The following is a 25,492-nucleotide window of genomic DNA, read 5'->3' as shown; positions in this document are numbered from 1 at the left end:
CAGGGAGACATCGGGTATTGTCGGCGTGTGAACCTCACCGTCATCGACCACCCGCTCACACGGCACTATCTGACCGTCCTGCGTGATAGGAACACGCCTCCCCCCCAGTTCCGTGAGGCTGCCAAGGGTCTGACCTTCACACTCGTGCACGAGGCGACCAAGCGGATACCGCTCGAACGGTTCGAGATCGACACGCCCATGGAGAAAACCACCGGCTACCGGGTGTCGAATGTGGTGGCCGTCCCGGTCCTTCGCGCGGGTCTCGGCATGCTGAGTGCCGTGCTCGAGACAATCCCGAATGTGAAGGTCGGCTTCGCTGGCGTGGCCCGTGACGAAGAGACCGCTCTCCCCCAGGAGTATTACTCGAAGCTCCCTGATCTCACGGACGCAACGGTTCTCGTCTGCGAACCGATGCTGGCGACGGGCGGATCCCTTTCCTGGGCGGTGGACAAGGTCAAGTCATCGGGTGCCCGGAATGTGACCGCGCTGTGCGTCGTCACGGCCCCCGCCGGGGTGAAGAAGATGTACGGAGACCACCCCGATGTTCAGATCATCGCCGCGGCACACGATCGTGAGCTCAACGACCAGTTCTACATCGTTCCAGGACTCGGGGACATGGGCGATCGGCTGTTCGGCACGCTGTGACCGAACGCAACGGTGACGCCTTCACCGACGCGGTGATCAGCGTCGTCGAGGCCATTCCGATCGGACAGGTGAGCACCTACGGTGAGGTCGCAGCCGAAGCCGGGCATCCTGGAGCCGCGAGAGCTGTCGGGAACCTGCTGCGGGTGACACCTGGGTTACCGTGGTGGCGGGTGATCACGGCGACGGGGCGTCTCGTCCCCGGGAAGGAGCGGGAGCACGCGCAGCGCCTCGAAGCCGAAGGCATCACCGCAACGGAGTCGGGAGTGAGGTTGCGCCGATGACTTATTCGATGGTCGAACAGATCGGCGCCAAACGCGACGGTCGTGAGCTCGCCCCGGATGCGTTGCGCTGGATCGTCTCCGAATACACGGCCGCCCGTATCCCCGACTACCAACTGTCATCGTTTCTCATGGCTGTGGTCTTCAACGGCATGAGCCAAGACGAACTCGTGGCATGGACAGATGCGATGCTCCACTCAGGCGATGTCCTTGACCTCTCCGGGGTCACGAAGCCAACGATCGACAAGCACTCAACGGGCGGCGTCGGCGACAAGATCTCCATTCCCCTTGCCCCTCTCGTCGCGGCGTGCGGTGTCGCGGTCCCGATGATGTCCGGACGAGGACTCGGCCATACCGGTGGAACGCTCGACAAGCTCGAGTCGATCCCCGGCTTCACAACACAGATCGAACCGGACGCGTTCACCGACCAGCTCAACGACATCGGCGTCGTCATGGTCGGCCAAACGGACAAACTCGTTCCTGCAGACCGCAGGATCTATGCCCTCCGAGATGCGACGGGCACCGTACCGTCCATCCCTCTCATCGCATCGTCGATCATGTCCAAGAAGCTCGCAGAGGATCTCGACGGCCTCCTCCTCGATGTCAAGGTAGGAAGCGGCGCCTTCATGAAACAGCTCGGTGATGCAACCGAACTCGCAAGGACGATGGTCGAGATCGGCAGCTCCCATGACACGCCTGTCACGGCGATCCTCACCAACATGGACCAACCGCTCGGAAGGGCCGTCGGCAACGCCAACGAAATCGCCGAGTCCGTTGCGGTGCTGCAAGGCAACGGCCCAGCGGATGTGGCCGCGCTGACGCGGCGATTCAGCGTTGAGATGCTCCTCCTTGCTGGGGAAGAGGACCGAGATGCCGCCGACCGTACCGTCACGCGGGCAATCGAAACCGGTTCCGCCCTCGAGGTTCTCGTGCGGCTCGTCGAGGCGCAAGGCGGGGATCCCTCGGTGGTCGACAACCCGCGTCTGCTTCCCTCCGCCCCCAACACCCACACCATCACCGCCGAGACAAGCGGGCACCTCGCCCGGTGCGATGCCTACGAGATCGGCCTTGCGTCGGTTCGCCTCGGCGCGGGCCGCAGCACCAAGGAAGATGAGATCGATCCGGCGGTCGGCCTGCTCATCGAAGCGAAGCTCGGCGACACCATTGCATCGGGCCAGCCCCTCGCCACCATTTCGTACCGGACCGAGACAGACCTCGAAAGCGCGCTGAGTGTGCTCAAGAACGCCTTCGTCATCTCCGAAGAACCTGTAGTGGTCCCCGACCTGATCCACGGAGAGGTGCGATGAATTACCACACACTGATGGCCGCAGCAGCATCGATCCGGATGTTCACCGGAGTCGATCGGTACGACGCTGCGGTCGTGCTCGGATCCGGCCTCGGGGAGTACGCAGCGACGCTCGCGGACGCCATTGAGATGAGATACGAGGACATCCCCGGCTTTCCGGTGCCGAAGGTCGCCGGCCACTCCGGATCCCTCGTGGCCGCCCCGGTCGAGGACAAGCATGTCCTGTTCTTCTCGGGCCGGGCCCACACATACGAGGGATGGGAACTCGACGAGGTCGTTTTCGGTGTGCGCACGGCGGTCGCGTGCGGTGCCAAGCGAGTACTCCTCACCAATGCTGCAGGCGGCGTCGGTGATGGTCTCGCCCCCGGTGATCTCGTGATCATTTCCGACCACCTCAACCTCACCGGTCGCAATCCCCTTGTCGGCCAGAACGACGATCGGCTCGGACCTCGCTTCCCCGACATGTCGCAGGTGTACAGCCCGCGACTGCGCGGTCTCCTCGCCGAAACATGCAGGGATGTCGGTATCGAGCCGCATGAGGGTGTCTACGCGTGGTTTCTCGGGCCGAGCTATGAAACGCCCGCCGAGGTGCGGATGGCCAAACTGCTCGGCGCCGATCTTGTCGGCATGTCGACCGTGCCGGAAGCGATTGCGCTCAGGCACATGGGGGCCGAAGTGATCGGCATCTCCCTTGTCACGAATCTCGCTGCGGGCCTCTCCCCAACCCCGCTGTCCCACCAGGAGGTCACAGAGACCGCGGAGATCGCCAAGGCGACCTTTACGAAGCTCGTCGATCGCTTCGTTCCGGTGCTCGCGACGCAACCGGAGGAGTAGCCAGCCGATTACTGGTCAGCCGGCAGGTTCCGTAGCATGCGTGCAAACAACCCGCATCGAGGAGCCGCACGCCATGAACATCGCCGTCTGTGTGAAGCAGATTCCCGACCCGGCGACCCCCTACGACCTTGATCCGGAACACCACTGGGTCATTCGGCCCGACGACCAGGTACTTGACGACACGGACCGCTCCGGGGTCGAGATCGCTCTCCAACTCGCCGAGGCAACCGAGGGAACGGTGACGCTGTTCTCGATGTCGCCCTCGGGGTCCATGCAGGGGATTCGCCAGGCACTCGCGATGGGTGCCGACAAGGCCGTCATCGTTGATGATGCCGCATTGAAGGGATCCGACGCCCTCACCACGGCACGGGTGCTCGCTGCTGCGATGACAATGGAGGGCTTCGATCTCGTCGTCGCCGGAACGGAATCAACGGATGGGTATTCGGGTGTGATGCCCCAGATGATGTCAGAGTTGCTTGATGTCCCATGCCTCTCGTTCGCACGCAGGGTCGAGGCAAGGGATGGTTCCGTGACCATCGAACGCCAGACCGCCAACGGGTACGATGTCGTCGTGTCGGCAGCACCGGCGCTGATCACGGTGACGGCCGGGATCGAGCCTCGCTACCCGACCTTCAAAGGCATCATGCAAGCGAAGTCTAAGCCGGTCACGACGCTGACCCTCGCCGATCTCGGAATCGACCCAGATTCCGGACAGGTGGTTCGTTCGGTTGATCCAGTCGCTGCGAGGGAGGCTGGCGAGATCATCGAGGACGAGGGAGAGGCCCACCTGCGAATCGTCGAAGTCCTCGAACAGGCAAAGGTGGTCTGACATGCAGATCTGGGTGTTTGCGGAAGATGATGGCGGGCTCCCGTCAGCCGGATCGCTTGAGCTCCTGACCAAGGCGCGGAGCCTCGGGAACACTTCGGTGTTCTACCTCGGGGAAGGATCCGATGCCGCGTGGGCGGCGCTCGGGGACCATGGTGCCGAGTCGGTTCATCAGCTCGACACAGCAGGCGTGCTTCCTTCGGGCCCCGCGGCAGCCGCCATGGCAGACCTCGTTGCGGATGCCGACCTCGTCATGTTCGGAATGGGAAACACCGACCGCGATGTTGCAGGCCGTCTCGCGGCACGGCTCGACCGGCCCGTCGTGGCAAACGGGCTCGATGTGCTCGTGGATGGGAGCGTCGCGGTGGCGTCGGAGATCCTCGGCGGAACGCTTCGGGTCACGACCGAGATCACCGCACAGGGGCCAGCGATCGTTGTGACGCGACCGAAGGCCTTCGCTGCCGAGCCCGCAGGTGCGCCGACCCCACCGGTCACGGCGGTCTCGATACCCGACGCAGGACGGGCGAGCGGAGCGACGATCACCGAGCAGCATGTGGAGGAGTCCGAGGGTCCGTCCCTCGAAGCGGCAAGCGTTGTCGTTTCCGGTGGGAGAGGCCTAGGGAGCGCCGAGAAGTTCGAGATGATCGATGAGCTCGCACGCCTCCTCGGTGCCGCCGTCGGTGGCACCAGGGCAGTGGTCGATGCCGGATGGGTGCCGTACAGCTACCAGGTCGGACAGACCGGCAAGACAGTCAAGCCTTCGGTCTACATCGCTTGCGGGATATCGGGCGCCATGCAGCACATTGTGGGGATGAAGGGATCCTCGACGATCATCGCGATCAACAAGGATCCCGACGCACCGATCTTCGCTCTTGCCGACCTCGGTGTCGTCGGTGATGTCCATTCGGTGATCCCGAAGCTCATCGAAGCCCTCAAGACACGCGCCTGAACTCGGTCGTTGGGATCGGGGCTATTCCCCGCAGCCGACGCCGCCTTGCACTGACTCGACCACATCAGCGGGGTTCGTTCCGCTCACCTGCCCGTACAGCTGCTCATACGGGGTCGATCCCGCAACGAGGTAGTCGGTCACTCCAGCGAGGAACGGGTTTGGGCTGAAGACAACCGATGGATACAGGGCCTTGAGTTGGCCGACGGTCGTCCCGACCGTCAACGCGGGCGGTGTGACCGGAACCGGCGTGACGCCGTGGTAGTTGTAGGTGAAGAACTGCGCTACACCAGCAGGAGCGAAGAAGTTCGCATCCGTGAACAAGGCCCTGAAGTCGAACTGCTCGGGACCCCACTTGATCGCCCTGAACTGGGTTCCGGGACAAATCGGCTCGGCGAGCCATCCGGTGTCGCCCGATGGTGGCCCCATGATTGGTGTGAGCGCCGCGATCACCTCGTCCGGTGATGCCCCGAAATCCACAACACCGTATCCGTCGACGAAGAATCCGAACACGAGGGCAGGCACCGTCGTCGTGGCGGGTGTCGTGGTGGTCGTGGTCGTGGTCACCGTCGTCGTCGTAGCGAGTGTCGTGGTCGGAGCGGTCGTGGTTGGCGCCGTTGTCGTGGTGCTGGAGGTCGAAGTCAGTGGGAAGGAGGTCGTCGTGGTCTCCGAGGTGTCCGAAGTGCACGCGCTCGCCACGACGAGCAACGCGCCTGCCAGGGCGATTCTGCGAAGGCTCAGGTGGAACACGGAAGGCAATCTAGCGTCGCTCTGGCACCCGTCATGTGAACGCCTCCGGGCCGAACGACATCGGGAGCAACTCGGAAAGGGGAACACCGATCGGGGATCCGTCTTCGGCCTGCATCACTACGGTTTCGACGCCGAATTCGCGGAGGATCTGGCGGCAGTTGCCGCAAGGGGTGCACGGTGCAGCACCGTCGAGGCACACGACCGCCACCGTGTCGATTCGCCTCGCACCGGTTGCGGCAGCCGTCGTCACAGCGTTCGCCTCGGCACATATCGTTGCCCCGTATGCAGCGTTCTCGATGTTCGCCCCGGTGACCACGGTGCCGTCCTCGGTGACAAGGGCCGCCCCGACCCTGAACGACGAATACGGTGCGTACGCACGGCTGGCGGCATCACGGGCCGCATCGAGAAGGGCGAGATGTGCGGTTGTTTCGCTCATGGTCCAACCAGTGCATCGGTGAAAGCTGCTGGCTCGAACGGGATCAGATCATCGAGCCCTTCACCCACCCCAATGTACTTGATCGGAAGGTCGAGGTCGTGTTCGACCGCGACGGCCACACCCCCCTTCGGCGTACCGTCGAGCTTCGTCAGCACCACGCCCGTGACGCCGACAGCTTCGGTGAACGCTTTCGCCTGAGCGATGCCATTCTGCCCGGCTGACCCGTCGAGAACTAGCAGCACCTCATCGATGGCACCCCCTTCACGGGCGGCCACTCTCGTGATCTTGGCGAGCTCATCCATCAGGTTGGTGTGAGCGTGGAGCCTGCCGGCCGTGTCGATGATCACGACATCGGTGCCGTGTTCCTTGGCATGATCAATGGCCGCATAAGCAACGCTCGCGGGATCCGAACCAGGTGCTCCGGCAACGACAGCGACTCCGAGCCGGTCACCCCACACCTTCAACTGGCTGTCCCCGGCTGCGCGGTAGGTGTCGGCAGCCCCGAGAACGACGGTGCGACCGTCGGCGATCAGGTTATCGGCAATCTTCGCGATGGTCGTCGTCTTCCCTGCACCGTTGACTCCCACGACGATGATCACGGCCGGCCGACGGACAAGGTCGAGTGCCCGATTCCTGTATCCGAAGCGATCGACGAGGACACCTCTGAGGGCGGTCGCGGCTTCCTCGCTGGTCGCAGGCCCGATTCTGCGAACGGCCTCGACAATGTCCGATGCCGTCTGGGGTCCAACATCGGCGAGGATCAGCGCCTCTTCGAGGGTGTCCCACTGAATTCGGCCTGGTCCGCCTCGAAACATCGACCCGAGCACTCCGCCGATCGCCATCCGCGTCCGCGACAGTCGCTTCGAGAGGTGCGGCTCGCCCCGAGTCGCCGGTTGGGTCTCGACAGGGGACGATCGCCGGGAACGGGCCCTGATGACGACAAGGGCGACGACGATCACCACAATGATCAGAGCAACGATGACAAGTGGTTCCACGACGACCCCCACACCGGATTCGAACCGATGCGAATCACACGGTAATAGCATCCATTCGCTTCGAGATCACCTGCGAGGTGGCGCCGGATTCCATGGTGACACCGTAGAGGACATCGGCCGCGTGCATCGTCTGCTGTTGGTGGGTAATGATCACGAGTTGCACATCGCTTCGAAGCGTGTCGACCAGGGTCAGAAACCGATGGAGGTTGGCGTCGTCGAGCGCTGCTTCGACCTCGTCGAGGACATAGAACGGGCTCGGGCGGGCGCGGAAGACCGCGAACAGGAACGCAAGTGCGGCGAGGGACCGCTCGCCTCCCGACAACAGCGACAGTCTTCCCACCTTCTTGCCGGCCGGCTGGGCTTCGACCAGCACCCCCGCAGTGAGCGGATGATCGTCGTCGGTCAGTCGCAACCGACCGGATCCACCCGGGAACACGAGTGAGAAGTTCTCTTCGTAGAAGGACGCGATCTCGGAGAACGCCTGAACGAAGAGTGCCTCCATCTCGCGGTCGAGGGCGGCGATGACCTTTCGGATCTCCCCTCGCGAGGCTGCGAGGTCCTCGAGCTGCCGGTCCAACTCCTCGACCTCTGCTGCGAGTGTCGCGTATTCAGCTGCCGCAAGGGGATTGATCAATCCCATTCGCTTGAGATCCGCCCTCAGTGAGGCAAGACGGTCCTGCACATCGATGTCGTCGGAAAGTGATGGCTCCACCGCGGCGAGCGCCGCTTCCTCGTCTGCGTCGGCATCCCTTCGAATCCCCTCGACGACGGCCTCGTCCCGCACACGAAGCTCCGCGAGTTCGACATCGAGGCGTCCCACCATGTCTGCGGTGTTCCTGCGCGCCGTCTCAAGCATCTCGCGACGCTTCTCGGCCGATTCGAGGTCCCTTCCTGCAGCACCTGCACGATCACGAAGCTCCCTTTGCCGCTCCCGTAGCAGTTCGATCTTGCGGACGACGAGGGTCATGGTCCGTGCGGCGGCCTCTTCGATCCCTGTCAGGGTCCCAACCGTGTCATCGGAGGCGGGCAACAGCTCGAGTTGTCCGAGCTCGGAGGTGATGGCTCTCAACCGTTGCTCGTTGAGGCGGCGTCGCTCGACGATCGACGCGAGTGTCGCCGTCGCCTCTTCGCGGCGGCGTCTTGCACGGTCTCGGGCGGCAGCCACCGCTGCGCGCCGATCGTTGAGCGCATCCCACGCCGCCTGCCGCTCGGCCTCCTCCCCTTGGAACTCCTCGACGCTGCTGCGGAGCGTCGCGATGCGTTCGTTCCTTGCAACTTCGACCTCGCGCAGTGCCTCGAGGCGGTCGTTGAGGCGGCGCGCTTCGTCTCTGGATGCCGTCTGCGTACGCCCGGTCCGCGCGAGCGTCTCGGTGAGCCCTGCCAACTGGGCCTCCACCGATTCGAGCGATTCGAGTGCCGCGCGTTCAGCAGCACGATCGCGGTCGAACGCCGCCCTCGATCGATACAGGTGCTCCTCGGCTTCGGCGAGTCCCGATTCGGCTTCCTCGACGGCGACCTGCGCAGCTTCGAGAGCCGCAGGCCCCGCCCCGTCGGGTTGTGCAACGAACATGCGGCCCGCTGAGATGACATCGCCTTCAGGTGTGACAGCCGTGATCGACGGCTCGGCACCGACGATCTGCCATGCCGCCATCCACCCCTGAACCACGACGATATCGGCGAAAAGCCAGCTGGCAAGATCCGTGTCAGCTCGGGGCCCGAGGATGTCGACGATCGCGTCGACACCGTGCTTCGCGGCGATCTCGCGCACCTGCGTCAGGTCGCGACGGACCGGGTGGACGAACGATAGCCCACCAAGCCCGGTGCCCTTGATGCCTGCAACCGCTGTTGTCAACGATTCCGCGTCGTTCGCAACGAATGCCCCACGCCAGACCCCGAGCGCCGCGTCGACGGCCGCGGCGTACTCGCCGGGCACATCGAGGCGTGAGACGATCGTGCCGACGATGCCTTCGGTTGATTCCGCCACACCCACCGCGACCTCGTCGACGAGTCCCGAAAGGGCCGCCCCGAACGCCTCGGCGCGCGCTGCGGCGCCGGCAAGGGTGAGGCGGCGTTCCGCAACGGTCGCTTCGTCTGCTTCCCAGGCTTCCTGGGTCCGGGCACGAGCGCGCTGTGCGGCGAGATACGCATCCCCGAGCTTGGTGACGGCGGCGTCCGCGACCTCGATGTCGGCATTACAGCGCTCGATTGCGTTCCGGTCATCCTCGATCCTGTCCGTGACGACGGCGAGCCTTGAACGCACCTGTTCCATCTCGGCCGCGTCCCGGGACTCCGCCGACTCGAGGGACCGCAGATCGCCGCGAAGGGTCGCCACGACACCTTCGGTCGGAAGCTGAATCTGCTCGGCGAGTGACCGCTCCTCGTCCTCGAGGGCACGCAACTCGGCCTCGGCTCGCTCCGCGACGGCTGCAGCTTCGACCTCCTCGGCATCGTCAAGGGCATCGCTGAGGTCCCCGTGCTCGCGCTCGAGGTCCTCACGCCTTTCGTCAACGCCCTCGAGCCTGCTCTCAAGCGCGCGGCGCCGCTCACGGGCAACGAGGGCGATGCGCCTGAGACGCTCGTTGGTCGTCTCCAAGCGGGCCGCTGCCGTCGTGTCGCGTTCGAGCTCGGCACCGACGGAGCCTGCGCTCTCGCGCAGTCCCTCGAGGGAGGCGAGCAGCTCGCGGAGTTCGCCATCGGCTTCGCTGTGGGCTGCGGCCTTGTCGGAACGCTCCTGACTCGCTTGGTCGAGCCGCGATCGAATGCGGCGAAGTTGTTCCCCGGCAAGCCAGAGCGCCAGCTGGTGCGCTTCGTCGCGTACCTCGTCGTAACGGGCTGCGGCGTTGGCCTGCCGCTTGAGCGGCCGCATTGCCTTGCGCTTCTCGGCGAGAATATCGTTGAGGCGCTCGACATCGTGATCGGTCCGTTCGAGCCTTCGGATTGAACGGTCTCGCCTTGCCCGATGCTTCGTGACGCCGGCGGCTTCCTCGATGATCGCACGGTGGTCCTCGGGTCTGGCGGTGAGGATCTCGCCGACCTGGCCCTGGTTGACAAGAACATGCTGGTGACGCCCAATGCCACCGTCTGCGAGGAGTTCCTGGATGTCGAGGAGCCTGCATGCAGCTCCGTTGAGCTCATACTCGGATGTTCCATCACGAAACAGCCGTCGGGTGATTGTGATCTCGGCGAGGCCGAGTGGCACGAGCTGCTCGTCGTTGGCGAAGGTCAGCGACACCTCGGCTCGTGAGAGTGGGGGTCGGGATTCGGTTCCTGCAAAGACGACATCTTCCATCGTCTCGGTGCGCAACGAGCGCGTTGCCTGGGTACCGAGCACCCACGCGATCGCATCGAGGATGTTCGACTTGCCCGATCCGTTCGGGCCAACCACGACATTGATCCCCGTCGAGAAGTCGAGTCGAGTCCGGTCGGCGAACGACTTGAACCCACGGAGGGTGAGATGTTTGAGTTTCACGACATCCGAGGTTACCAGAGCGAATTACAAGGCTGTGTTTCGTCGTGATCTTTGACCGTTCGCCGGCGGGGGCTCAGGAGCGAGGTGGCTCAGAGCTCCTTGAGGGCCTCCGCAGAAGCAGCAAGCGCGGCGGCCTTCTTTGAGCTGCCGCTCCCCCGGCTCATGGGTTCGCCGTCGACGATCGCCACAGCCTCAAACACGGCGTCATGATCAGGACCTGAGCGGGTGTATGCGAAGCTGACGGCACGGCCGGACCGGGCAAGGTGCTCCTGGAGGGCACTGCGCGGATCGGTCACCTCGGTCTTGTCGACTTGCCTTCCGATCCGAGCGCTCCAGAGCCGATGAACCACGCGGCGTGCCGAATCGAAGCCCGCGTCGACATAGACGGCGCCGATGAGCGCCTCGACGACATCGGAGAGAATCGAGTCCCGTTCCGCTCCCCCACTCATGCGCTCACCCCTACCGAGCCTGATCTCATCACCGAGGTCGAGGTCGCGTGCGATGTCGCTCAGGGTGTTCACATCGACGACCGAAGCACGCAGCTTGGTCAGCGTCCCCTCGGATTCATCACCCAGCAGTGTGAACAGCATCGCGGTGACGGCGAGCTCGATGACGGCATCGCCGAGAAACTCAAGGCGTTCATACGATTCGGTGTCGGGGTGCTCCGCGACAAAGGACCCATGCGTCAACGCGGCGATGAGAAGCCCAGTGTTGTCGAACCGGTGACCGAGTCGTTCCTGAATCCCCGAGCCGGGTGTTGCGTCAGCCTGCCTTGGCGATTCCATCTGCGATCTTCTCCACAAGTCCGGAGTCGGCGCCCTCGGTCGCCATTGCGATCGCGTTGGAGACCGCAACCCGGGACGAAGATCCGTGGGCGATCACGACGACTCCTTTGGTCCCGACGAGATGCGCGCCTCCGACCGTCTCGGGACTCAACCGCTCTCTGATCTCGACGAAGGCAGGCATCAACTCCTGGATCGATCCGGAGAACTCGGGACGAGCAAGGATTTCGAGGATCATGTTCTGAATGACCTTGGCGGCCCCCTCGCTGGTCTTGAGGAGAATGTTCCCGGTGAAGCCATCGGTCACGATCACATCGGCCTTGGTCGTCGCAAGATCTCTTCCTTCCACATTGCCGATGAAGTTGATCGACTTTGATTCGGCCAGAAGCTTGTGAGCGGCGCGTTCGAGGTCCCGGCCCTTCGAAGCCTCCTCCCCGATGTTGAGAAGTCCGACCCTTGGATGCTCGGTGTGCTGATACACCTGGGCGAGGGCGGAGCCCATCACGGCGAACTGCAGCAAGTGTTCGGCCTTCACCTCAAGGTTGGCGCCCATATCCATGACGAGCTGGCCCGTCGGAAAGAAGGACGCGATGGCGGGACGGACGACATGTTGGAGCCTGCCGATCACGAACGCAGCACATGCCATCGCGGCCCCCGTCGAGCCTGCCGAAACAAGGGCGTCCGCTTCCCCCGTCGCGACCATTCGGGACGCGACCACAATCGAAGCATCCTTCTTCTCGCGAATCGCGTGTGCCGGATCATCATGCATGCCAATCGTTTGCCCTGCGTGCCGAATCGGCAGATCGCGCGATCGTGCGCTGAGCAGTCCGCGGAGGGTCGTCTCGTCGCCGACGAGGACGACCGATGCGCCCTGATCGGACGCCATGAGCGCTCCGTCGACGATTTCGTGCGGGGCATCGTCGCCGCCCATGGCATCGATGGCTATCAGCGACACGGTCGACCTACGACCCCGAGGTGACCTCGCGCCCGTTGTACGATCCGCACTCGGTGCACGCGCGGTGCGGTGCGTGCGGTGCGTTGCACCGGGGGCAACGAGCAATGGTCGGCCGTTCGACCTTCCAGTTGGCCTTGCGGCGACGAGTCCTCGACCGCGACATCTTCTTCTTGGGTACTGCCATCCTGGTGGTCCTTTGGGTCAGTCCGGGAACTCAAGCAGGTCCTTGAGAACAGCGAAGGGCGAACGCGAGAAATCCTCGGTGCCCTGGGCCTCCGTATTCAAGCCGTTCTGTGCGCTATCTACAACTTCGACACACCCGGACCTACAGGTCGTAACGAGCGGGAGTGACAACAGCACCTCATCGCGGAGCATCTGTTCGATGTCGATCTCGTGGCCGGACAGGTCGTAGGTCTCATCGTCACCACTCGTGTCGAAGAGCGCGCCGATGCTCGCTGTCCGGTCCGTGGCGGTCACTGCGAGACACCGATGACAGGTGTCCTCGGAAACGAACGACGCGGTGCCGGTCACGGCGATCCCACGGGACGCGGGGTGGAGGGTGAGTTCGCACAACACCGGCTCAGCGCCCGACACCTGGCTCATTTCCAAGCCCCAGTCAACCGTGACCTCAAGGCTCACCGGACGAGAGGAAGCATCCTGCCCGAGCAGGTCGGCGACCGGGAGAAGGAAGGGGCTGCGCACCATGACCCGAAGGGTAGGGATCGCATTGGCGATGCGCTATCGAGACCCTATTCGCTCACCGGCGGGGGTTCGGTGGGTGGGAGCGCCTTGTGGAGTTCGGCTCTCGCTTCGGTGATGTACCGATACAGCTCACCGAGGACGCTCTCGGCTTCCGCGAGGTGACGCTCGGCATGGTCCTCGGCCTCGAGGCGTATCCGCCGACCTTCGGATTCGGCGTTTCGCACGAGCTCATTCGCCTCCGCAACGGCTTCTTCGACGACATAGTTCTCGGAAACGAGCCGATCCGACTCCGCCTTCGCCTTCGCCACGAGCTCGCGCGCCTTCTCGTTGGTCCGTGCGATGTACGACTCGCGTTCGCGGACCATCCACCGTGCCGCCCGGAGCTCTTCTGGGAGCTCCTCGACGGCCTGATGAAGGCGATCGAGGATGTCCTCCTGGTTGATCATCACATTGCTTGACAGCGGGACGGCGCGAGCGGACTCGATCTCGGCGATCAGCTCCTCGAGGATGTCGAAGATGGCGCCGGGAACGGGCGGCGCCGCTCTTGGTTCCTCGGATTGGTCTTGGTGTGTCATGCGAGCCGCTCCTTGAGTGCCTTGGCGACCGGTTCCGGGACGAGGGCATCGACGGACCCGCCGAGCCTCGCGACCTCTTTGACCAGGGAGGACGATAGATAGCCGTACTCGGGTTTGGTCGCAACGAAGAGCGAAACCACATCACCTGAGAGGTGGCGATTCATCTGCGACATCTGGATCTCGTAGTCGAAATCCGTCACCGCGCGGAGTCCCTTCACAACGGTCTTGGCGCCGATCTCGAGTGCGTAGTCGACGAGCAACCCTTCGAAGCTTGCAACGGTCACATTCGGCCATTGCACCGTGCATTCCTCAAGCAGCGACACTCGCTCGGAGGCCGTGAACAACGGGGACTTGGAGGGATTGTGGACCACCCCGACGACAACGGCGTCGAACAACGGAACACACCGTTCGACGACATCGAGATGACCCTTCGTCGGCGGGTCGAAACTGCCGGGAACCAACGCCGTAATCACGACTCGAGCCTCTCCATCATGGTCACCACGGCATCACCGTAACGCCGCTGATCGATACAAGTGAGGAATTCCGGGATGTCGAATCCTCGACGGGAGCGACGGTGCACAACAACGAGCCCGCCGGGAACCACGACCGACCGAAGGGAGCCGACAATGTCGGTGATCGAAGCATCGTCGTTGGCATACGGAGGGTCGACGAAAACGAGGTCGAACGACTGCTCGAGATGGGTGAGAACTCTCTCGACCGGCCCGATTCGGACCACGCCGCCGAGCCCAACGGCGTCGATGTTGTCCTTGAGTCGGCGGGCTGCGACGCGGTCCCGCTCCACGAAGAGCGCATCAGCGGCGCCGCGACTGAGAGCCTCGAGTCCGAGCGAACCGGTCCCTGCATACAGGTCGAGCACGGTCGCATCACAACAACGGGCACCGAGGATCGAAAACAGCGACTCGCGAGCCCTGCCGGTCATGGGCCGCGTCGCGTGTCCGGCCGCTGCCAGCGGGATCCCCTTGGCTGCGCCGGCGATGATCCTCATCATGCCTCCGCTCATTGCTCGATCTCGGTGTCGGCGGCTTCCGGGAGCGATCCGAGGAACCGTGTCGCCTCGTCGAGCACCGCTTCGACGAACGGCATGTGGCGATCCGCTCCGATCGCGAGCTCGGCAACGGTTGCGGCAGCCTCGACGAGATCTGCGTCACGCAGGATGTGGCCGAGTCGCAGGTCGGCGGCGCCCGACTGGTCTGCTCCGAAGATCTTCCCCTGTCCGCGAATCTCGAGGTCCCGTTCCGCGAGGTGATATCCGTCGTTGGATGCGAGCATTGCGGCGATTCTGGCCTCGGCCTCATCGGTGGAGGCGTCGGCGGCGAGGACACAACTCCCTGGCTGGTCCCCTCTTCCCACGCGACCCCGGAGCTGGTGGAGTTGGCTCAGTCCGAACCGCTCAGCGTTCCTGATCACGATAAGCGTCGCATTCGGCACATCGATGCCGACCTCGATGACCGTGGTCGACACGAGCACATCGATGTCTCGGCTACGGAAGCGGTCCATGACCTCGGCCTTGTCGAGGGATGGCATCTGTCCATGAAGCAGACCGACGCGCATGGCAGGAAGGGAGGATGCGATGCGAGCGTATTCATCGGTCGCGGCTCTCACCTCGATCTTCGGTGATGGGTCCACGAGCGGGCACACCACATAGACCTGACCTCCCGCAGCCACATGAGCTTCGATCTCGGCATCGATGGCCCTGTCAGCTGGCTGACCCTCACTCAGGGCGGTGGTGTGCACCGGCGTTCGACCGGCCGGCATGTCGGGAATCGACGAGACCTTGAGGTCGCCGTACTGGACCATGGCGAGGGTTCTGGGAATCGGGGTTGCGGTCAACAGCAGCAGGTCGGGAATCGCGCCGTCGGGTCGGGTCGAACGGAGCCGAACCCGCTGCTCGACACCGAAGCGGTGCTGTTCGTCCACCACGGCAAGGCCCAAGGATGCGAGCTCGACACCTTCCTGGATGAGCGCCTGGGTGCCGAAGGCGATATCGATCGTGCCGTCGGCGAGCCACTCCAGTCCGGTTGCGCGGTCGACATCGTTGCGGCTGAAGTTGACCGCCACGCCCGAACCGGTGAACAACCCGAGCCGGACGGTTCGTCCGGCGGGTTCTTCCGGTGCGAACAGCGAAACCGTCCCGGAGGCACCTCGGTCGGCGACGCTCGGCGCGAGACCGGCATCCTCGAGGATTCGGACCGTACCGAGATAGTGCTGGGTGGCAAGCACCTCGGTCGGCGCCATGACCGCCCCCTGATGGCCACCCTCGACGGATGCCAGCAGGGCGAGCACCACGACGATCGTCTTGCCGGAGCCGACCTCACCGTGGAGGAGTCGGTGCATCGGCGTCGGCTCCTCCATGTCGGACCGGATGGCCGCCAGGGCATCGCCCTGGCCGGAGGTGAGCTCGTAGGGAACGGCTTCGAGGAATCGGGCGGTGAGCTCCCCGTCCCCGATGTTGTCTACGCCGCGCTGCGATTCGTAGTCGTCATGGGCCCGAGCCTTGAACATCATCTGAATCCGAAGGAACTCATCGAAGATGAGTCGACGCCGTGCCTTTCCGACATCGTCGAGATCGAGGGGGAGGTGGATGTCCTGGAAGGCCGTCGATCGATCGACGAGACCGTGTCCAGCGCGCACCTCGGCCGGGATGACATCCACCATCGGCAGCGAACGCCTGAGCGCGTTGGCGATCGAGGTGCGGACCTTCGTCGGGCCGACCCCGCCGACCGACGCGTAGATGGGGACGACACGCCCGGTCAGGTAGGTGTCTGGGCGCGACAGATCCTGCATGTCAGGACTCGACATCTGGAGTGAGCCCCGGAATGTGTCGAGCTTGCCAGCAAGCATCACATCATTGCCGACGGTCACTCGGAGATACGGATTGAACCACACACATCGAACGGTGCTCGTCCCGTCGCTGACGAGAGCGTCGATCATGGTCCTGCCGCCGGAGATACGACGCTTCGAGGTCGACAGCACGGTGCCCCCGATGGTCACCTCTTCGCCAAGTGGGGCGGCGGCGATGTCGAAGAGGGACTTGCGGTCGAGATATCGACGCGGGGCGTGGAGGAGCAGCTTCGCGACGGTGTCGACGCCTGCTCCGGAGGCTCTACGAGCCGACACGGTGCCGAACCCCTTGACGGCGCTGATCGGAACCTCATCGAGATAGGCGAGGGTTCGGGCGGCATGCTCGGGCGGAGTCGCTGTCACGAGCACACCTTACGGACCGTCAGATGCGAGATCGGGTACGCGACCACGGTGGTTATCGTTCTGCACGCCTCAGGAGGATGAGCGAGATGGCGTACAGATGCGAGGTCTGCGGCAAGGAGCCGTGGACGGGCAAGCAGGTCAGCTTTTCCCACAAGCGGTCGTCAAAAACCTGGCGTCCCAACATCCAGAAGATCCGCGTCAAGCACGGGTCCAATTCGCGCCGCGCCAAGGTCTGCACTTCGTGCATCAAGGCCGGGAAGGTCGAGAAGGTCTAGATGCAGGGCGTCGTGAAGGTGTACGACAGCGCCACCGGTGTCGGCATCGTCATACGCGATGACGACCGATCCGAGGTCCTTCTCAGGCCGGGCAGTCTCGACGGCTCGATGTTCCGCTTCCTCCGACAGGGACAGCGCGTTCGCTTCGACATCTCCGACGACGACACGCCCGTCGCCTCCAACCTCCGATTCGGTTCCGACGGCTACTGATCTGAATCGACATCCCGCGAGCGGTGACGGTGCGGTAGACTTCCACCATGGTTCAGGCCTATGTGTTGATTCAGACCGATTCGGGACGGGCATCGGAAGTCGCGTCGGCGATCGCCGCAATCGATGGGGTCACTTCGTCGGAGGCTGTCACCGGACCGTACGATGTCATCGTGTCGGCCACCGCTGAAGATGTCGATGCGCTCGGACATCTTGTCGTCACGAAGATCCAGCCCGTCGAAGGCATCGACCGGACGCTCACCTGTCCCGTCATTCGGATCTGAGCAGAGGCTCGATCACCGTATCGCGAGGGTCGAACGCTGGGCGTGGGCTTCGATCGCCGCGTCGATGAGGTGTGAACACAGTCCTTCGTAGGTGAGTCCCGACGCGAGCCACATCTTGGGGAATCCCGAGATCGAGGTGAATCCCGGCATCGTGTTCGCCTCGTTGAACAGGAACTTCCCGGTCGTTGCATCGAGGAAGAAATCGATCCGAGCGAGCCCCGAAAGACCGAGTAGCGAGAACACGGCCTCAGCAATCGACCGAACCTCGAGGGTCTGATCGTCAGGGAGGCCAGCAGGCGCGACGCATTCGCTCGAGTCGTCTGCGTACTTCGCGTCGTAGGTATACCAGTCCGCCTCAAGGAGGATCTCCCCGGGGAGAGAGGCTCTCGGGCCATCGAGGACGGCGACTTCGATCTCCCTTCCGACAATCGCTTCCTCAACGACGACCTTCGAGTCGTACCGAAGCGCCAGAAGGATGCCCGCGGACAGCGAATCGGCATCGGATACCTTCGAGATGCCGACTGACGATCCCTGTGCCGACGGCTTGACGAACATCGGGAAGGGCAATGCCGATGCGATCGCATCGATGGTCCCTCCGGGATCCTCATCCCACATGCGGCGCGTGACCGTTCGCCACCGCGGCGTCGCGATGCCCTCACCGGCGACGAGACGCTTGGTGAGGTCCTTGTCCATGCACACCGCACTCGCCCTCACATCGCAGCCGACATAGGGGGCATCGCAGATGTCGAACAGCCCCTGCACCGTCCCGTCCTCACCCATGGGACCGTGCAGCACCGGGAACACGACATCAAAGCCGATCCTTTCATCTGCAACCGCGAGGACCCCTTCGGGGACCCGCAGTGACACCGGCCTACCTTCGGCTCGCAACGGTCGATGAGAGGCATCGACGAGGTGCCACCTCCCATCCCGATCGATTCCCACCGGGATGACGCGGTGCCCTGCACCGACGAGGGCGTCGTGCACCGAACGGGCTGATTCGCAAGAAACCTCGTGTTCGGAGGATCGGCCGCCGAAGAGAAGGAGGACACTGGCCATCGGGCAAGATTACCGTGTGCACCACCAATCTCAGGGGGTTTGGATGAGCCGCAGCGACGACCGGCTCATGATCGACTATCGCGTACGAGTCATCCACACCGGGCTCGTCGTCTCGTGGATGGCGTTCGCTGTTTTCACGATCTGGAGTCTGTCGCTGACCGGACCCGACCGGGAGGTTGCGCTGCTGTCGGCAGGCGCCTTCGGCGTTGCCATGGCCATCCTGACCTTCATCCCTTGGCGCGACACCATCCAGTCGACGATCGCGGACTGGCTCATCACGGTGTGGTGCATCTCGGTGCTCATCGGCCAGCTCGTCATCGAACTGCGCGCCGTGTCGATCCCGACGGCAGTCGGCTTCCTCGTTGTGCCGTTCTTCGCGGCCGCAACGGCGGTACAGCTCAGCTCCCTGCTCGTTGTCAACATCGCTGCCATCTGCAGCTACTGGGCTGCCCTCGGGGCATCGGGTGGCTATGTCTCTTCCCGCACGAGCACCGCAATGCTCGCCTTCGTGGGGGTGATCGTCTTCGTGACGCTGATCTCGATTCGCATCCGGGTCCAGATCGAGGAGTCGTCGAGTCGGTACAGCGAGCTGGCTTCGCGCGAGTCGGACCTCGCGGAAAAAGAACGCGAACTCACCCGGCTCTACGATGTTTCGCTCGCGATCGGAGCAGGCACCAAGCTCACCGATGTCCTCCCCGAACTCGTCGGGCGTGTGGCTGATTCGGTTGGGGCACGGGTCGGCCTCGTCATGTTGTACGACCCGGCGTCCGAGACCCTCCAGCTGATGTCGCCGATCTGGGTGGCAGGCAGCATTGTTCCCGCCGACGAGTTTGTTGTCGCCCTCAACGAACCGGGGCTCCCCCAGCGGGTGTTCATGTCCGGAAAGACGGGAATGATCAACGATCCCATGGACCGAGGGCAAGAACGCCTTGCCGATGAGCTCCAGGCAGAACGGCTCGCCGTCGTCTCGCTGCGTGTCGAGGACAGATCCATCGGCGTCTTGATGGTCGGCGACAAGGAGACCCCGTTCACGGATGAGGACCTTGAGACCCTCGAAGGCGTCGCCGCGCCTGCGTCGCTCGTCCTGAATCAGATCACTCGATACGAGGCTGCCCGGGACATGGGTGAGCGTATGGCCGAACTCGCCCAGATGAAGACCGACTTCGTATCCGTCGTCTCCCATGAACTGCGAACACCGCTCACATCCATCATCGGCGCTCTGAGCACCCTGCAGCGACCCGAACTCGTTCCCGAGGACCCGCGGGCAAGACAGCTCATCGACATGGCTTCAAAGCAATCGAACCGTCTCAGGACCTTGATCGAGGACCTCCTCGTCATGTCCAGAATCGAGGCTGCATCGCTACCGGTTCGACCAGGAACCATCGATGTTGCCGTGTTCCTCGATGATCTCATCACGGTGCTACCCGGCGGCGATCGCGTGCGTCTCGAGGTCGCGCCCGGGATCGGCAGCATCGTTGCGGACCCTGACCACCTCGCACGCACGATGACCAACCTCGTCGAGAACGCCCTCAAGTACGGCGGGAATGATGTGATGGTGTCCGTCACCGAGGTGGGCGGTGAGACCCGGTTGCGTGTGATCGATCATGGCCCCGGCATTCCCTACGAGAAACACGATGTGGTGTTCGAGCGCTTCACCCAGCTTCAGCCGAACGAGACGAGGTCGAAAGGTGGCGCCGGGCTCGGACTGTCGATCGTCAAGGGTCTCGTGGAGGCGATGGGGGGTCGGGTGTGGTTCGAGCCAACGGTCGGTGGCGGTGCGACCTTCACCGTTGCGATTCCCGGTCGTTCCACAGGTCGAGGCGCCTGACCGGATTCAGGTATCGAGTCCCTCGTGAGGTCCCGCGGCGTTGCTGTGGAAGCCACCGTCGACATGAACGACCTCTCCGGATGTCGCGAGGGCGAAATCGGAGAGCAACACACAGGCCATCTTCGCGACCGGCTCCGGGTCGTGGGGATCCCAACCGAGTGGGGCACGAACAGCCCACAGGCTCTCGTATTGGGTGAATCCGGGGATCGACTTCGCCGCGACCGTGCCAAGCGGGCCAGCCGACACGAGATTCACACGAATGTCCTCTTCACCGAGATACCGAGCGAGATATCGGTTGACGGATTGCAGCGCCGACTTCGCGACACCCATCCAGTCGTATCCGGGCCACGCAACCGAGTTGTCGAAATCGAGCCCGACGACCGCTCCCCCACCGGCTTTCGCGAAGAGCGGTCGAAGGCCGACCGCGAGCGTCTTGTATGAGAAGGCCGATGTGAGGAACGCAACGGACGCAGAGTCGGCAGGGGTGTTGAGGAACTCCCCGCCGAGGGCGTCGGCAGGGGCGAAAGCGATCGCGTGGAGTGCTCCGTCGAGGCCACCCCATTTGTCGTCAAGTGCCGAGACAAGGTTCGCCATGTGCTCGGGGCTGTTGATGTCGAGCTCATGGACATCAGCCTCGATCGGGAGACGCTTGGCGGACCTTCGGGTGAGGGATATTCCGCGACCGAACCCGGTGAGGACAACCTCGGCACCGAGACCCTGAGCCACGCGTGCCGTGTGCCAGGCGATCGAGTCGTCGGTCAGCACGCCGGTGATCAGAATCCGTTTTCCCTCGAGCATGGTTCCTTCCTCTTCCGACGCTGGTTCGATGCTAGGCGACCGGCGAGTCGCTCAGCTGACGCTCATCCAAGCCCGTATGCCGAGCCCCATGACGAACAGCAGCAAGATGCCGTAGGTGAGGGCCGGACGGCGCGCCATCGTGGCTCGATAGACATAGGCGAGGGTGAGGGTGATCGCCGTCACCACGCCGTAGAAAACATGGAACGAGTTCGCAGGGCGCAGATCGTTTGCGTACAGCATCACCCCCGCGCCGACTTGGATCAGGATGGCCGTGATCGCGACGGCTCTTGCATATCCGAACCACCGGGAAGGCTCCCGCTTGAGAGCCGCGAGGATGAGCCCCCATACCCCGACAACTCCGCACGATGCGACGGCGAAGTAGAACCACTCCTGATGGAATCGAAGGATCGTGCCGAGATCCACCGCTGTCTCCCCTGTCAGTCAGCTCGGAAGGTACCGCGGCCGCCATCGGTACCCGTCACGCAGAGCGGCGAGGTACGCTGCCGCAGTGATCGAACTCCATCCCCACACCATGGCCCACGGTGGCGAAGCCGTGGCGCGCCACGACGGCAAGGCTCATTTCGTGGCCGGAGCCATGCCGGGAGAGGTGGTCACGGGCACCGTCGTCGAGGACAAGGGGGCATGGGCCCGTGTCGCCCTCGTCGAAGTGCTGGCTCCAGCACCACAGCGCCGCACGGAACCGTGCATCCATGCACCGATCTGCGGTGGGTGTCAATGGCAGTTCGCCGAGGACGGGGTCCAGCGTGAATGGAAGCATGCAACGGTGGTCTCCCAGCTCGAACACCTGGGGCGTATCGAGTCGCCCCTCGTCCACACAACCCGATTCGTACCCGGCGGCAGCTTCGCCTACCGCAACCGGATCGACTTCCATGTGCTCGGCGGGAGGCCCGCCTTGTACCGGGCGCGCTCGAACGAGCTGGTCCCGATCACGGATTGTCTCGTCCTCGCCCCTCCCCTGCGAATCGCCGTCGACACGATCGGCGATCTCAACGGTGTAACCCGACTGACGGTCCGGTGTGGCATCCGTACCGGTGACACCGTTGCGGTGATCGAAGGGAGTGTCCCTGACGATGTCGCCACTTGGGGGATCAGTGTCGTTCATGTCGATCGGGGACGGCTGCGACCGGTCGCTGGTGATCCGGCTCTGACGGAAACCATCGACAATGTGAGCTTCGACATCCCCCCGGAAGGCTTCTTCCAGAACAACACGCTCGGCGCCGAGCTACTGGTGGAACTCGTTCGGGACATACTGCAGGTCACGCCGGAAGAAACCATGCTCGACGCTTACTGCGGCGTTGGCCTGTTCGGTGCGACGGTGGGTCGTGGAGCCGGTCGAGTCATCGGGATGGACACCTCACAACGCGCCGTGTCGTTCGCGCGGCGCAATCTCGCTGCCGCCGGCGTCGACGCATCGGTCATCGCGGGTTCCCTGACGCGCGACATCGAACGGTTGGAGGAATACTGGGATGTGGCAGTCGTTGATCCGCCCCGGAAGGGTCTCGGTGAACGCGGAGTCGCCGCCGTGACCTCGGCGCTGCCACGCCGGATCGCCTATGTTTCGTGCGACCCCGCCTCCTTCGCTCGAGATACCCGCACGCTCACCGATGTCGGCTACAAGTTCGTGGAGGCCACCCCCGTGGATTTGTTCCCACAGACCTACCATGTGGAGATCGTCGGGAGATTCGATCGGGCCGGCAGCAGCGTCTGAAAAGCGGACGACGACAGCCCGATCACATCCCGTCGAGAAGCTCCTTGCGCTTTTGTTCGTATTCCGCTTCCGAGATCAGCCCCTCATCGCGCAGCGATGCAAGTTTGCGGATCGCTTCTGCCCCATCGGACTTGACCCGTCCGCCACCCGCGCCGGGGCCCAATGCAAGCGTGCGAGCCTCGCGTGCCTTGTACAGGACGCCCTGGAAACGGTCGGGATGTGGGATATTCGCAAACGAGCTCTGGCCGGTTTCCCCCGCAGACTCGACCAGCAGATCTCCCGCACCCAGCAGCCGCTCGATGATCGATTGGGAGAAGTTGACATTGGTGATGCGATCGAGCGGGATCTCGATGCCGCTTTGGGCGATCAAGCCGCGGCGGGTGATCAGGCGTTCGGTTGTCAGGACATAGCGGGTGAACCACCAATCGACCAAGGGGCGCACCACAAACCACAAGAGGATCAGTGCGGCGCCGAGCAGACGCAACCACAGCAGCGCATCAGTCCATGTCGCGATCAGGATGAAGACCACGAGAACCACGATCCCCCAGATAGCCGGGATGAACAGCAGCTTCCAATGTGGGCGGAACGAAGTGATGATCGTCTCGCCCTCGGTCAGCGAATTGTGTGGCCATCCCATGGCAGGAGCGTACTACGGCGACAAGCCCGACGAGAAGCAAACAGGGAGATCCTGCAAACGCGGGCAAGACGCGAGAAACCCCAAGGAAGCCGGAGCCCCCTTGGGGTGTTCTCACTGCCAAGCCTTGTGGTCTTGCGACCGCCGGTCTGGCGCTCCGCCGGTGTTGCCACCTGCGGGGCATGATGTGGATCGAAACCCACATCAATCCGTTCGGCTTCACCGCCGGGCCGAAGCCCTTCGGCGACGGGATCGAAATCCCCACGCTGCGAGAGCGCTGCCGTTCGGAGCGGCTGGTCCGTCACCTCGCCTTGCGGCGTGGTTCGGTTTCCCGCCATCCCGTCCGTTGCCGGTCGGGACCCGCCATCGGTCTCGGCTTGCGCCGGTAGCGAGCTGACGGTCTCGGCTCGGGTCTCCCCTCGCCGGTTCAAGAACTCTGCCACGATGCCGGGGGTACCGCAAGCCAGATTGCTGGTTGGTTTTCGCGACCAGACCGGAGTTTTCGCGCTCTGACCGAAGACCCTCAGGCGAGGGTTCGAGCAGTGGTTCACAAACTCACCGTTGCGAGGCGTACGCGACGAGCCCCGAAGAAGCAGGGCCGACGGCCTTGCCCCTTCGGGGCTCGTCTTCGAAATGGCGAACGCCACTCCGGTCCGGCTCGAGGCGGTTGCCCGCCGCTCACCGGTCGTGTCCTTTCGGCTGCCAGCTAAGCCGTCATGTCCGATCGGACTACCACCGACCGAGGTCAGTGGCTGGCGGAACCAAGGTTCCACCGGATCGCCCCACAACGGAGGCGGTCCTGTGGTCGTTTGAAGGCTGGGCTCCCTCGAACAACCACTATCTCTGCCGTGGCAGAGATACGGCTCCGGTTTCCCGGATGAGTCGACCTGAGGTCAGCTCATGCCGTGCCCTGAGGCTCTCACCTGCTGGGCACGGAGGAAGGTAGGGGTTGTGGAGGGTGCCGTGCAACCCTGTTGCGTGATTGGTTTTCGCGGTGTACGCAGGTTTTTCGCGGAGGGTCCCGAGTGGTTCCAAATGTGTCACACCCCCGCAGTATGGTCACGACATGACCACCCAACAGGACCGCAAGCGCCCGACAGACGCCCTTGTTTCGCTGTCTCCATCGCGGGCGAGTGACTTCAAACAGTGTCCCCAGCTGTACAAGTTCAAGTCCATCGACCGAATCCCGACCGAGCCGACCGTCCACCAGGCGCTCGGAACAACCGTTCATCTCGCACTCGAGCGCTTCTTCGAGCGGTCAGCACCTCAACGAACCCCCGCCGTGCTCTACGACCTGTTCCGGGAGGCATGGGCCGAGCTCAAGTCGATCGAGTATCCGAACCTCTTCGAAGCCGTTGAAGAGGAGCGGGCATGGGGCATGGAGGGACTCGACCTGTTGGCCGCCTATTTCTCGGCGGAGGACCCGACGGCGTTCGAGCCGATCGAACGCGAGATGGACCTCACCGTCCCGATCGATGGGATGCTCATCCGGGGCATCCTCGACCGCATGGAAACCATCGTCGAGCGGGCCCCCGACGGTACCCAGCGGCAGATGCTCGTGATAACGGACTACAAGACCGGCAAGGCCCCTCCGGAACGATATGCCGCCAAGGCATTCTTTGCTCTGAAGATCTATGCACTGCTGATCCGCATCACCAAGGGGATCACACCCGACCGCGTGCGTCTTCTGTACCTCAAGGGACCAACCGAGTACAGCCTCGACATCAACGACGCGCAGCTCGACGCCATGCATCAGCAACTCGCGGCGCTGTGGTCAGCCATTGAACGCGCCATCGAAACCGATACCTGGCCAACGAACCAGTCGGCGCTCTGCGATTGGTGCGACTTCAAGGACACCATCTGTCCTGCTTTCAACCATGCCGACACGATTGCTGCGAACCGCGCCGCGATCGACGCCGCGATCGCCGAAAAGGACTCCGACTGACATACGGCTGCC

The 25,492-nt window shown here is 63.7% G+C and carries 28 protein-coding genes; 12 read left to right on the top strand and 16 right to left on the bottom strand.

Annotated features, from left to right (window positions below; translation table 11 throughout):
* The first annotated feature begins 27 nt into the window (after positions 1-27).
* The 6 genes from upp (at position 28) to R2823_06540 (ending at position 4,838) form a co-directional block, all read left to right on the top strand.
* On the top strand, positions 28-645 hold the full coding sequence (gene upp, locus R2823_06565) for a uracil phosphoribosyltransferase (GenBank protein MEZ5175852.1): 618 nt from the start codon (positions 28-30) through the stop codon (positions 643-645).
* Positions 642-926 carry an MGMT family protein gene (locus R2823_06560; GenBank protein MEZ5175851.1) on the top strand — a complete coding sequence of 95 codons (285 nt, stop codon included), beginning with the start codon at positions 642-644 and terminating at the stop codon, positions 924-926. The genes upp and R2823_06560 overlap by 4 nt, the downstream gene beginning before the upstream one ends.
* Positions 923-2,230 (top strand): thymidine phosphorylase, encoded by a 1,308-nt coding sequence (locus tag R2823_06555; protein MEZ5175850.1) that lies wholly within the window; start codon positions 923-925, stop codon positions 2,228-2,230. Before R2823_06560 ends, R2823_06555 begins: the two co-directional genes overlap by 4 nt.
* Positions 2,227-3,063 (top strand): purine-nucleoside phosphorylase, encoded by an 837-nt coding sequence (locus tag R2823_06550; protein ID MEZ5175849.1) that lies wholly within the window; start codon positions 2,227-2,229, stop codon positions 3,061-3,063. The genes R2823_06555 and R2823_06550 overlap by 4 nt, the downstream gene beginning before the upstream one ends.
* A gap of 73 nt (positions 3,064-3,136) precedes the next feature.
* The gene (locus tag R2823_06545) at positions 3,137-3,892 is read left to right on the top strand and encodes an electron transfer flavoprotein subunit beta/FixA family protein (GenBank protein ID MEZ5175848.1); all 756 of its coding nucleotides are present in this window, start codon (positions 3,137-3,139) and stop codon (positions 3,890-3,892) included.
* Between the two features lies 1 nt (position 3,893).
* Positions 3,894-4,838, top strand: coding sequence for an electron transfer flavoprotein subunit alpha/FixB family protein (locus R2823_06540; GenBank protein ID MEZ5175847.1), 945 nt, complete (start codon positions 3,894-3,896; stop codon positions 4,836-4,838).
* Positions 4,839-4,859: 21 nt separating this feature from the next.
* Here R2823_06540 and R2823_06535 read toward each other — a convergent pair whose 3' ends face one another.
* From R2823_06535 to R2823_06480, 12 genes are all read right to left on the bottom strand, one after another.
* Positions 4,860-5,585, bottom strand: a complete 726-nt coding sequence (locus R2823_06535) for a hypothetical protein (protein MEZ5175846.1) — start codon at positions 5,583-5,585, stop codon at positions 4,860-4,862.
* Between the two features lie 31 nt (positions 5,586-5,616).
* Complete coding sequence (locus tag R2823_06530; protein ID MEZ5175845.1) at positions 5,617-6,021, bottom strand: cytidine deaminase; 405 nt, start codon at positions 6,019-6,021, stop codon at positions 5,617-5,619.
* On the bottom strand, positions 6,018-7,016 hold the full coding sequence (gene ftsY / locus R2823_06525) for a signal recognition particle-docking protein FtsY (GenBank protein MEZ5175844.1): 999 nt from the start codon (positions 7,014-7,016) through the stop codon (positions 6,018-6,020). Before ftsY ends, R2823_06530 begins: the two co-directional genes overlap by 4 nt.
* Positions 7,017-7,050: 34 nt before the next feature.
* Complete coding sequence (gene smc / locus R2823_06520) at positions 7,051-10,485, bottom strand: chromosome segregation protein SMC (GenBank protein MEZ5175843.1); 3,435 nt, start codon at positions 10,483-10,485, stop codon at positions 7,051-7,053.
* Between the two features lie 89 nt (positions 10,486-10,574).
* Positions 10,575-11,270 (bottom strand): ribonuclease III, encoded by a 696-nt coding sequence (gene rnc, locus R2823_06515; protein ID MEZ5175842.1) that lies wholly within the window; start codon positions 11,268-11,270, stop codon positions 10,575-10,577.
* The gene (gene plsX, locus R2823_06510; GenBank protein ID MEZ5175841.1) at positions 11,248-12,222 is read right to left on the bottom strand and encodes a phosphate acyltransferase PlsX; all 975 of its coding nucleotides are present in this window, start codon (positions 12,220-12,222) and stop codon (positions 11,248-11,250) included. The genes rnc and plsX overlap by 23 nt, the downstream gene beginning before the upstream one ends.
* A 7-nt stretch (positions 12,223-12,229) precedes the next feature.
* The gene (gene rpmF, locus R2823_06505; GenBank protein MEZ5175840.1) at positions 12,230-12,406 is read right to left on the bottom strand and encodes a 50S ribosomal protein L32; all 177 of its coding nucleotides are present in this window, start codon (positions 12,404-12,406) and stop codon (positions 12,230-12,232) included.
* Between the two features lie 17 nt (positions 12,407-12,423).
* Positions 12,424-12,927: a DUF177 domain-containing protein gene (locus tag R2823_06500; protein MEZ5175839.1), complete on the bottom strand. Its 504-nt coding sequence runs from the start codon at positions 12,925-12,927 to the stop codon at positions 12,424-12,426.
* Positions 12,928-12,971: 44 nt separating this feature from the next.
* Positions 12,972-13,499: a hypothetical protein gene (locus tag R2823_06495; protein ID MEZ5175838.1), complete on the bottom strand. Its 528-nt coding sequence runs from the start codon at positions 13,497-13,499 to the stop codon at positions 12,972-12,974.
* Positions 13,496-13,972 carry a pantetheine-phosphate adenylyltransferase gene (gene coaD / locus R2823_06490; protein ID MEZ5175837.1) on the bottom strand — a complete coding sequence of 159 codons (477 nt, stop codon included), beginning with the start codon at positions 13,970-13,972 and terminating at the stop codon, positions 13,496-13,498. Before coaD ends, R2823_06495 begins: the two co-directional genes overlap by 4 nt.
* Complete coding sequence (gene rsmD / locus R2823_06485) at positions 13,969-14,508, bottom strand: 16S rRNA (guanine(966)-N(2))-methyltransferase RsmD (GenBank protein ID MEZ5175836.1); 540 nt, start codon at positions 14,506-14,508, stop codon at positions 13,969-13,971. Before rsmD ends, coaD begins: the two co-directional genes overlap by 4 nt.
* An 8-nt stretch (positions 14,509-14,516) precedes the next feature.
* Positions 14,517-16,724, bottom strand: coding sequence for an ATP-dependent DNA helicase RecG (locus R2823_06480; GenBank protein MEZ5175835.1), 2,208 nt, complete (start codon positions 16,722-16,724; stop codon positions 14,517-14,519).
* Positions 16,725-16,810: 86 nt separating this feature from the next.
* Here R2823_06480 and rpmB point away from each other — a divergent pair, with 86 nt between their 5' ends.
* From rpmB to R2823_06465, 3 genes are read left to right on the top strand one after another with little or no spacing between them, the layout of a single operon-like run.
* Positions 16,811-16,999 (top strand): 50S ribosomal protein L28, encoded by a 189-nt coding sequence (rpmB, locus tag R2823_06475; protein ID MEZ5175834.1) that lies wholly within the window; start codon positions 16,811-16,813, stop codon positions 16,997-16,999.
* Entirely contained in the window at positions 17,000-17,209 is a 210-nt protein-coding gene (locus R2823_06470) for a cold shock domain-containing protein (protein MEZ5175833.1), read from the top strand.
* 47 nt (positions 17,210-17,256) lie between these two features.
* Positions 17,257-17,490: an Lrp/AsnC ligand binding domain-containing protein gene (locus R2823_06465; protein ID MEZ5175832.1), complete on the top strand. Its 234-nt coding sequence runs from the start codon at positions 17,257-17,259 to the stop codon at positions 17,488-17,490.
* Between the two features lie 12 nt (positions 17,491-17,502).
* Here R2823_06465 and R2823_06460 read toward each other — a convergent pair whose 3' ends face one another.
* Positions 17,503-18,546 carry a D-alanine--D-alanine ligase family protein gene (locus R2823_06460; protein MEZ5175831.1) on the bottom strand — a complete coding sequence of 348 codons (1,044 nt, stop codon included), beginning with the start codon at positions 18,544-18,546 and terminating at the stop codon, positions 17,503-17,505.
* A gap of 43 nt (positions 18,547-18,589) precedes the next feature.
* Between R2823_06460 and R2823_06455 the strand changes: the two genes are divergently transcribed.
* On the top strand, positions 18,590-20,374 hold the full coding sequence (locus R2823_06455) for an ATP-binding protein (protein MEZ5175830.1): 1,785 nt from the start codon (positions 18,590-18,592) through the stop codon (positions 20,372-20,374).
* Positions 20,375-20,380: 6 nt separating this feature from the next.
* On the opposite strand, the gene fabI is transcribed toward R2823_06455, so the two are convergent.
* Both fabI and R2823_06445 read right to left on the bottom strand, forming a co-directional pair.
* Positions 20,381-21,172, bottom strand: coding sequence for an enoyl-ACP reductase FabI (gene fabI, locus R2823_06450; protein ID MEZ5175829.1), 792 nt, complete (start codon positions 21,170-21,172; stop codon positions 20,381-20,383).
* A gap of 51 nt (positions 21,173-21,223) precedes the next feature.
* Entirely contained in the window at positions 21,224-21,595 is a 372-nt protein-coding gene (locus tag R2823_06445) for a hypothetical protein (GenBank protein MEZ5175828.1), read from the bottom strand.
* An 85-nt stretch (positions 21,596-21,680) separates the two neighbouring features.
* Here R2823_06445 and R2823_06440 point away from each other — a divergent pair, with 85 nt between their 5' ends.
* Positions 21,681-22,901, top strand: coding sequence for a class I SAM-dependent RNA methyltransferase (locus R2823_06440; GenBank protein MEZ5175827.1), 1,221 nt, complete (start codon positions 21,681-21,683; stop codon positions 22,899-22,901).
* A gap of 22 nt (positions 22,902-22,923) precedes the next feature.
* Here the strand turns inward: R2823_06440 and R2823_06435 are convergent, their stop codons facing one another.
* Entirely contained in the window at positions 22,924-23,538 is a 615-nt protein-coding gene (locus R2823_06435) for a PH domain-containing protein (GenBank protein ID MEZ5175826.1), read from the bottom strand.
* Positions 23,539-24,601: 1,063 nt separating this feature from the next.
* Here R2823_06435 and R2823_06430 point away from each other — a divergent pair.
* Positions 24,602-25,480 (top strand): PD-(D/E)XK nuclease family protein, encoded by an 879-nt coding sequence (locus tag R2823_06430; GenBank protein MEZ5175825.1) that lies wholly within the window; start codon positions 24,602-24,604, stop codon positions 25,478-25,480.
* The last annotated feature ends 12 nt before the right edge of the window (positions 25,481-25,492 follow it).

The sequence above is a fragment of the Acidimicrobiia bacterium genome, from assembly GCA_041393965.1.
In the GTDB taxonomy this organism is placed as follows: Bacteria; Actinomycetota; Acidimicrobiia; order Spongiisociales; family UBA5794; genus UBA5794.
Note: the sequence above shows the minus strand (reverse complement) of the source record. Positions and strands in the feature narration are given on the sequence as shown.

What these genes read in the sequence shown, in the direction of transcription:
- R2823_06435 (MEZ5175826.1), bottom strand. Translation starts at nt 23,538, where the DNA reads ATGGGATGGCCACACAATTCGCTGACCGAGGGCGAGACGATCATCACT.
- R2823_06470 (MEZ5175833.1), top strand. Translation starts at nt 17,000, where the DNA reads ATGCAGGGCGTCGTGAAGGTGTACGACAGCGCCACCGGTGTCGGCATC.
- R2823_06455 (MEZ5175830.1), top strand. Translation starts at nt 18,590, where the DNA reads ATGAGCCGCAGCGACGACCGGCTCATGATCGACTATCGCGTACGAGTC.
- R2823_06530 (MEZ5175845.1), bottom strand. Translation starts at nt 6,021, where the DNA reads ATGAGCGAAACAACCGCACATCTCGCCCTTCTCGATGCGGCCCGTGAT.
- R2823_06500 (MEZ5175839.1), bottom strand. Translation starts at nt 12,927, where the DNA reads ATGGTGCGCAGCCCCTTCCTTCTCCCGGTCGCCGACCTGCTCGGGCAG.
- R2823_06430 (MEZ5175825.1), top strand. Translation starts at nt 24,602, where the DNA reads ATGACCACCCAACAGGACCGCAAGCGCCCGACAGACGCCCTTGTTTCG.
- R2823_06495 (MEZ5175838.1), bottom strand. Translation starts at nt 13,499, where the DNA reads ATGACACACCAAGACCAATCCGAGGAACCAAGAGCGGCGCCGCCCGTT.
- R2823_06545 (MEZ5175848.1), top strand. Translation starts at nt 3,137, where the DNA reads ATGAACATCGCCGTCTGTGTGAAGCAGATTCCCGACCCGGCGACCCCC.
- R2823_06465 (MEZ5175832.1), top strand. Translation starts at nt 17,257, where the DNA reads ATGGTTCAGGCCTATGTGTTGATTCAGACCGATTCGGGACGGGCATCG.
- R2823_06550 (MEZ5175849.1), top strand. Translation starts at nt 2,227, where the DNA reads ATGAATTACCACACACTGATGGCCGCAGCAGCATCGATCCGGATGTTC.
- rnc (MEZ5175842.1), bottom strand. Translation starts at nt 11,270, where the DNA reads ATGGAATCGCCAAGGCAGGCTGACGCAACACCCGGCTCGGGGATTCAG.
- R2823_06555 (MEZ5175850.1), top strand. Translation starts at nt 923, where the DNA reads ATGACTTATTCGATGGTCGAACAGATCGGCGCCAAACGCGACGGTCGT.
- fabI (MEZ5175829.1), bottom strand. Translation starts at nt 21,172, where the DNA reads ATGCTCGAGGGAAAACGGATTCTGATCACCGGCGTGCTGACCGACGAC.
- rpmB (MEZ5175834.1), top strand. Translation starts at nt 16,811, where the DNA reads ATGGCGTACAGATGCGAGGTCTGCGGCAAGGAGCCGTGGACGGGCAAG.
- rsmD (MEZ5175836.1), bottom strand. Translation starts at nt 14,508, where the DNA reads ATGATGAGGATCATCGCCGGCGCAGCCAAGGGGATCCCGCTGGCAGCG.
- R2823_06540 (MEZ5175847.1), top strand. Translation starts at nt 3,894, where the DNA reads ATGCAGATCTGGGTGTTTGCGGAAGATGATGGCGGGCTCCCGTCAGCC.
- rpmF (MEZ5175840.1), bottom strand. Translation starts at nt 12,406, where the DNA reads ATGGCAGTACCCAAGAAGAAGATGTCGCGGTCGAGGACTCGTCGCCGC.
- R2823_06460 (MEZ5175831.1), bottom strand. Translation starts at nt 18,546, where the DNA reads ATGGCCAGTGTCCTCCTTCTCTTCGGCGGCCGATCCTCCGAACACGAG.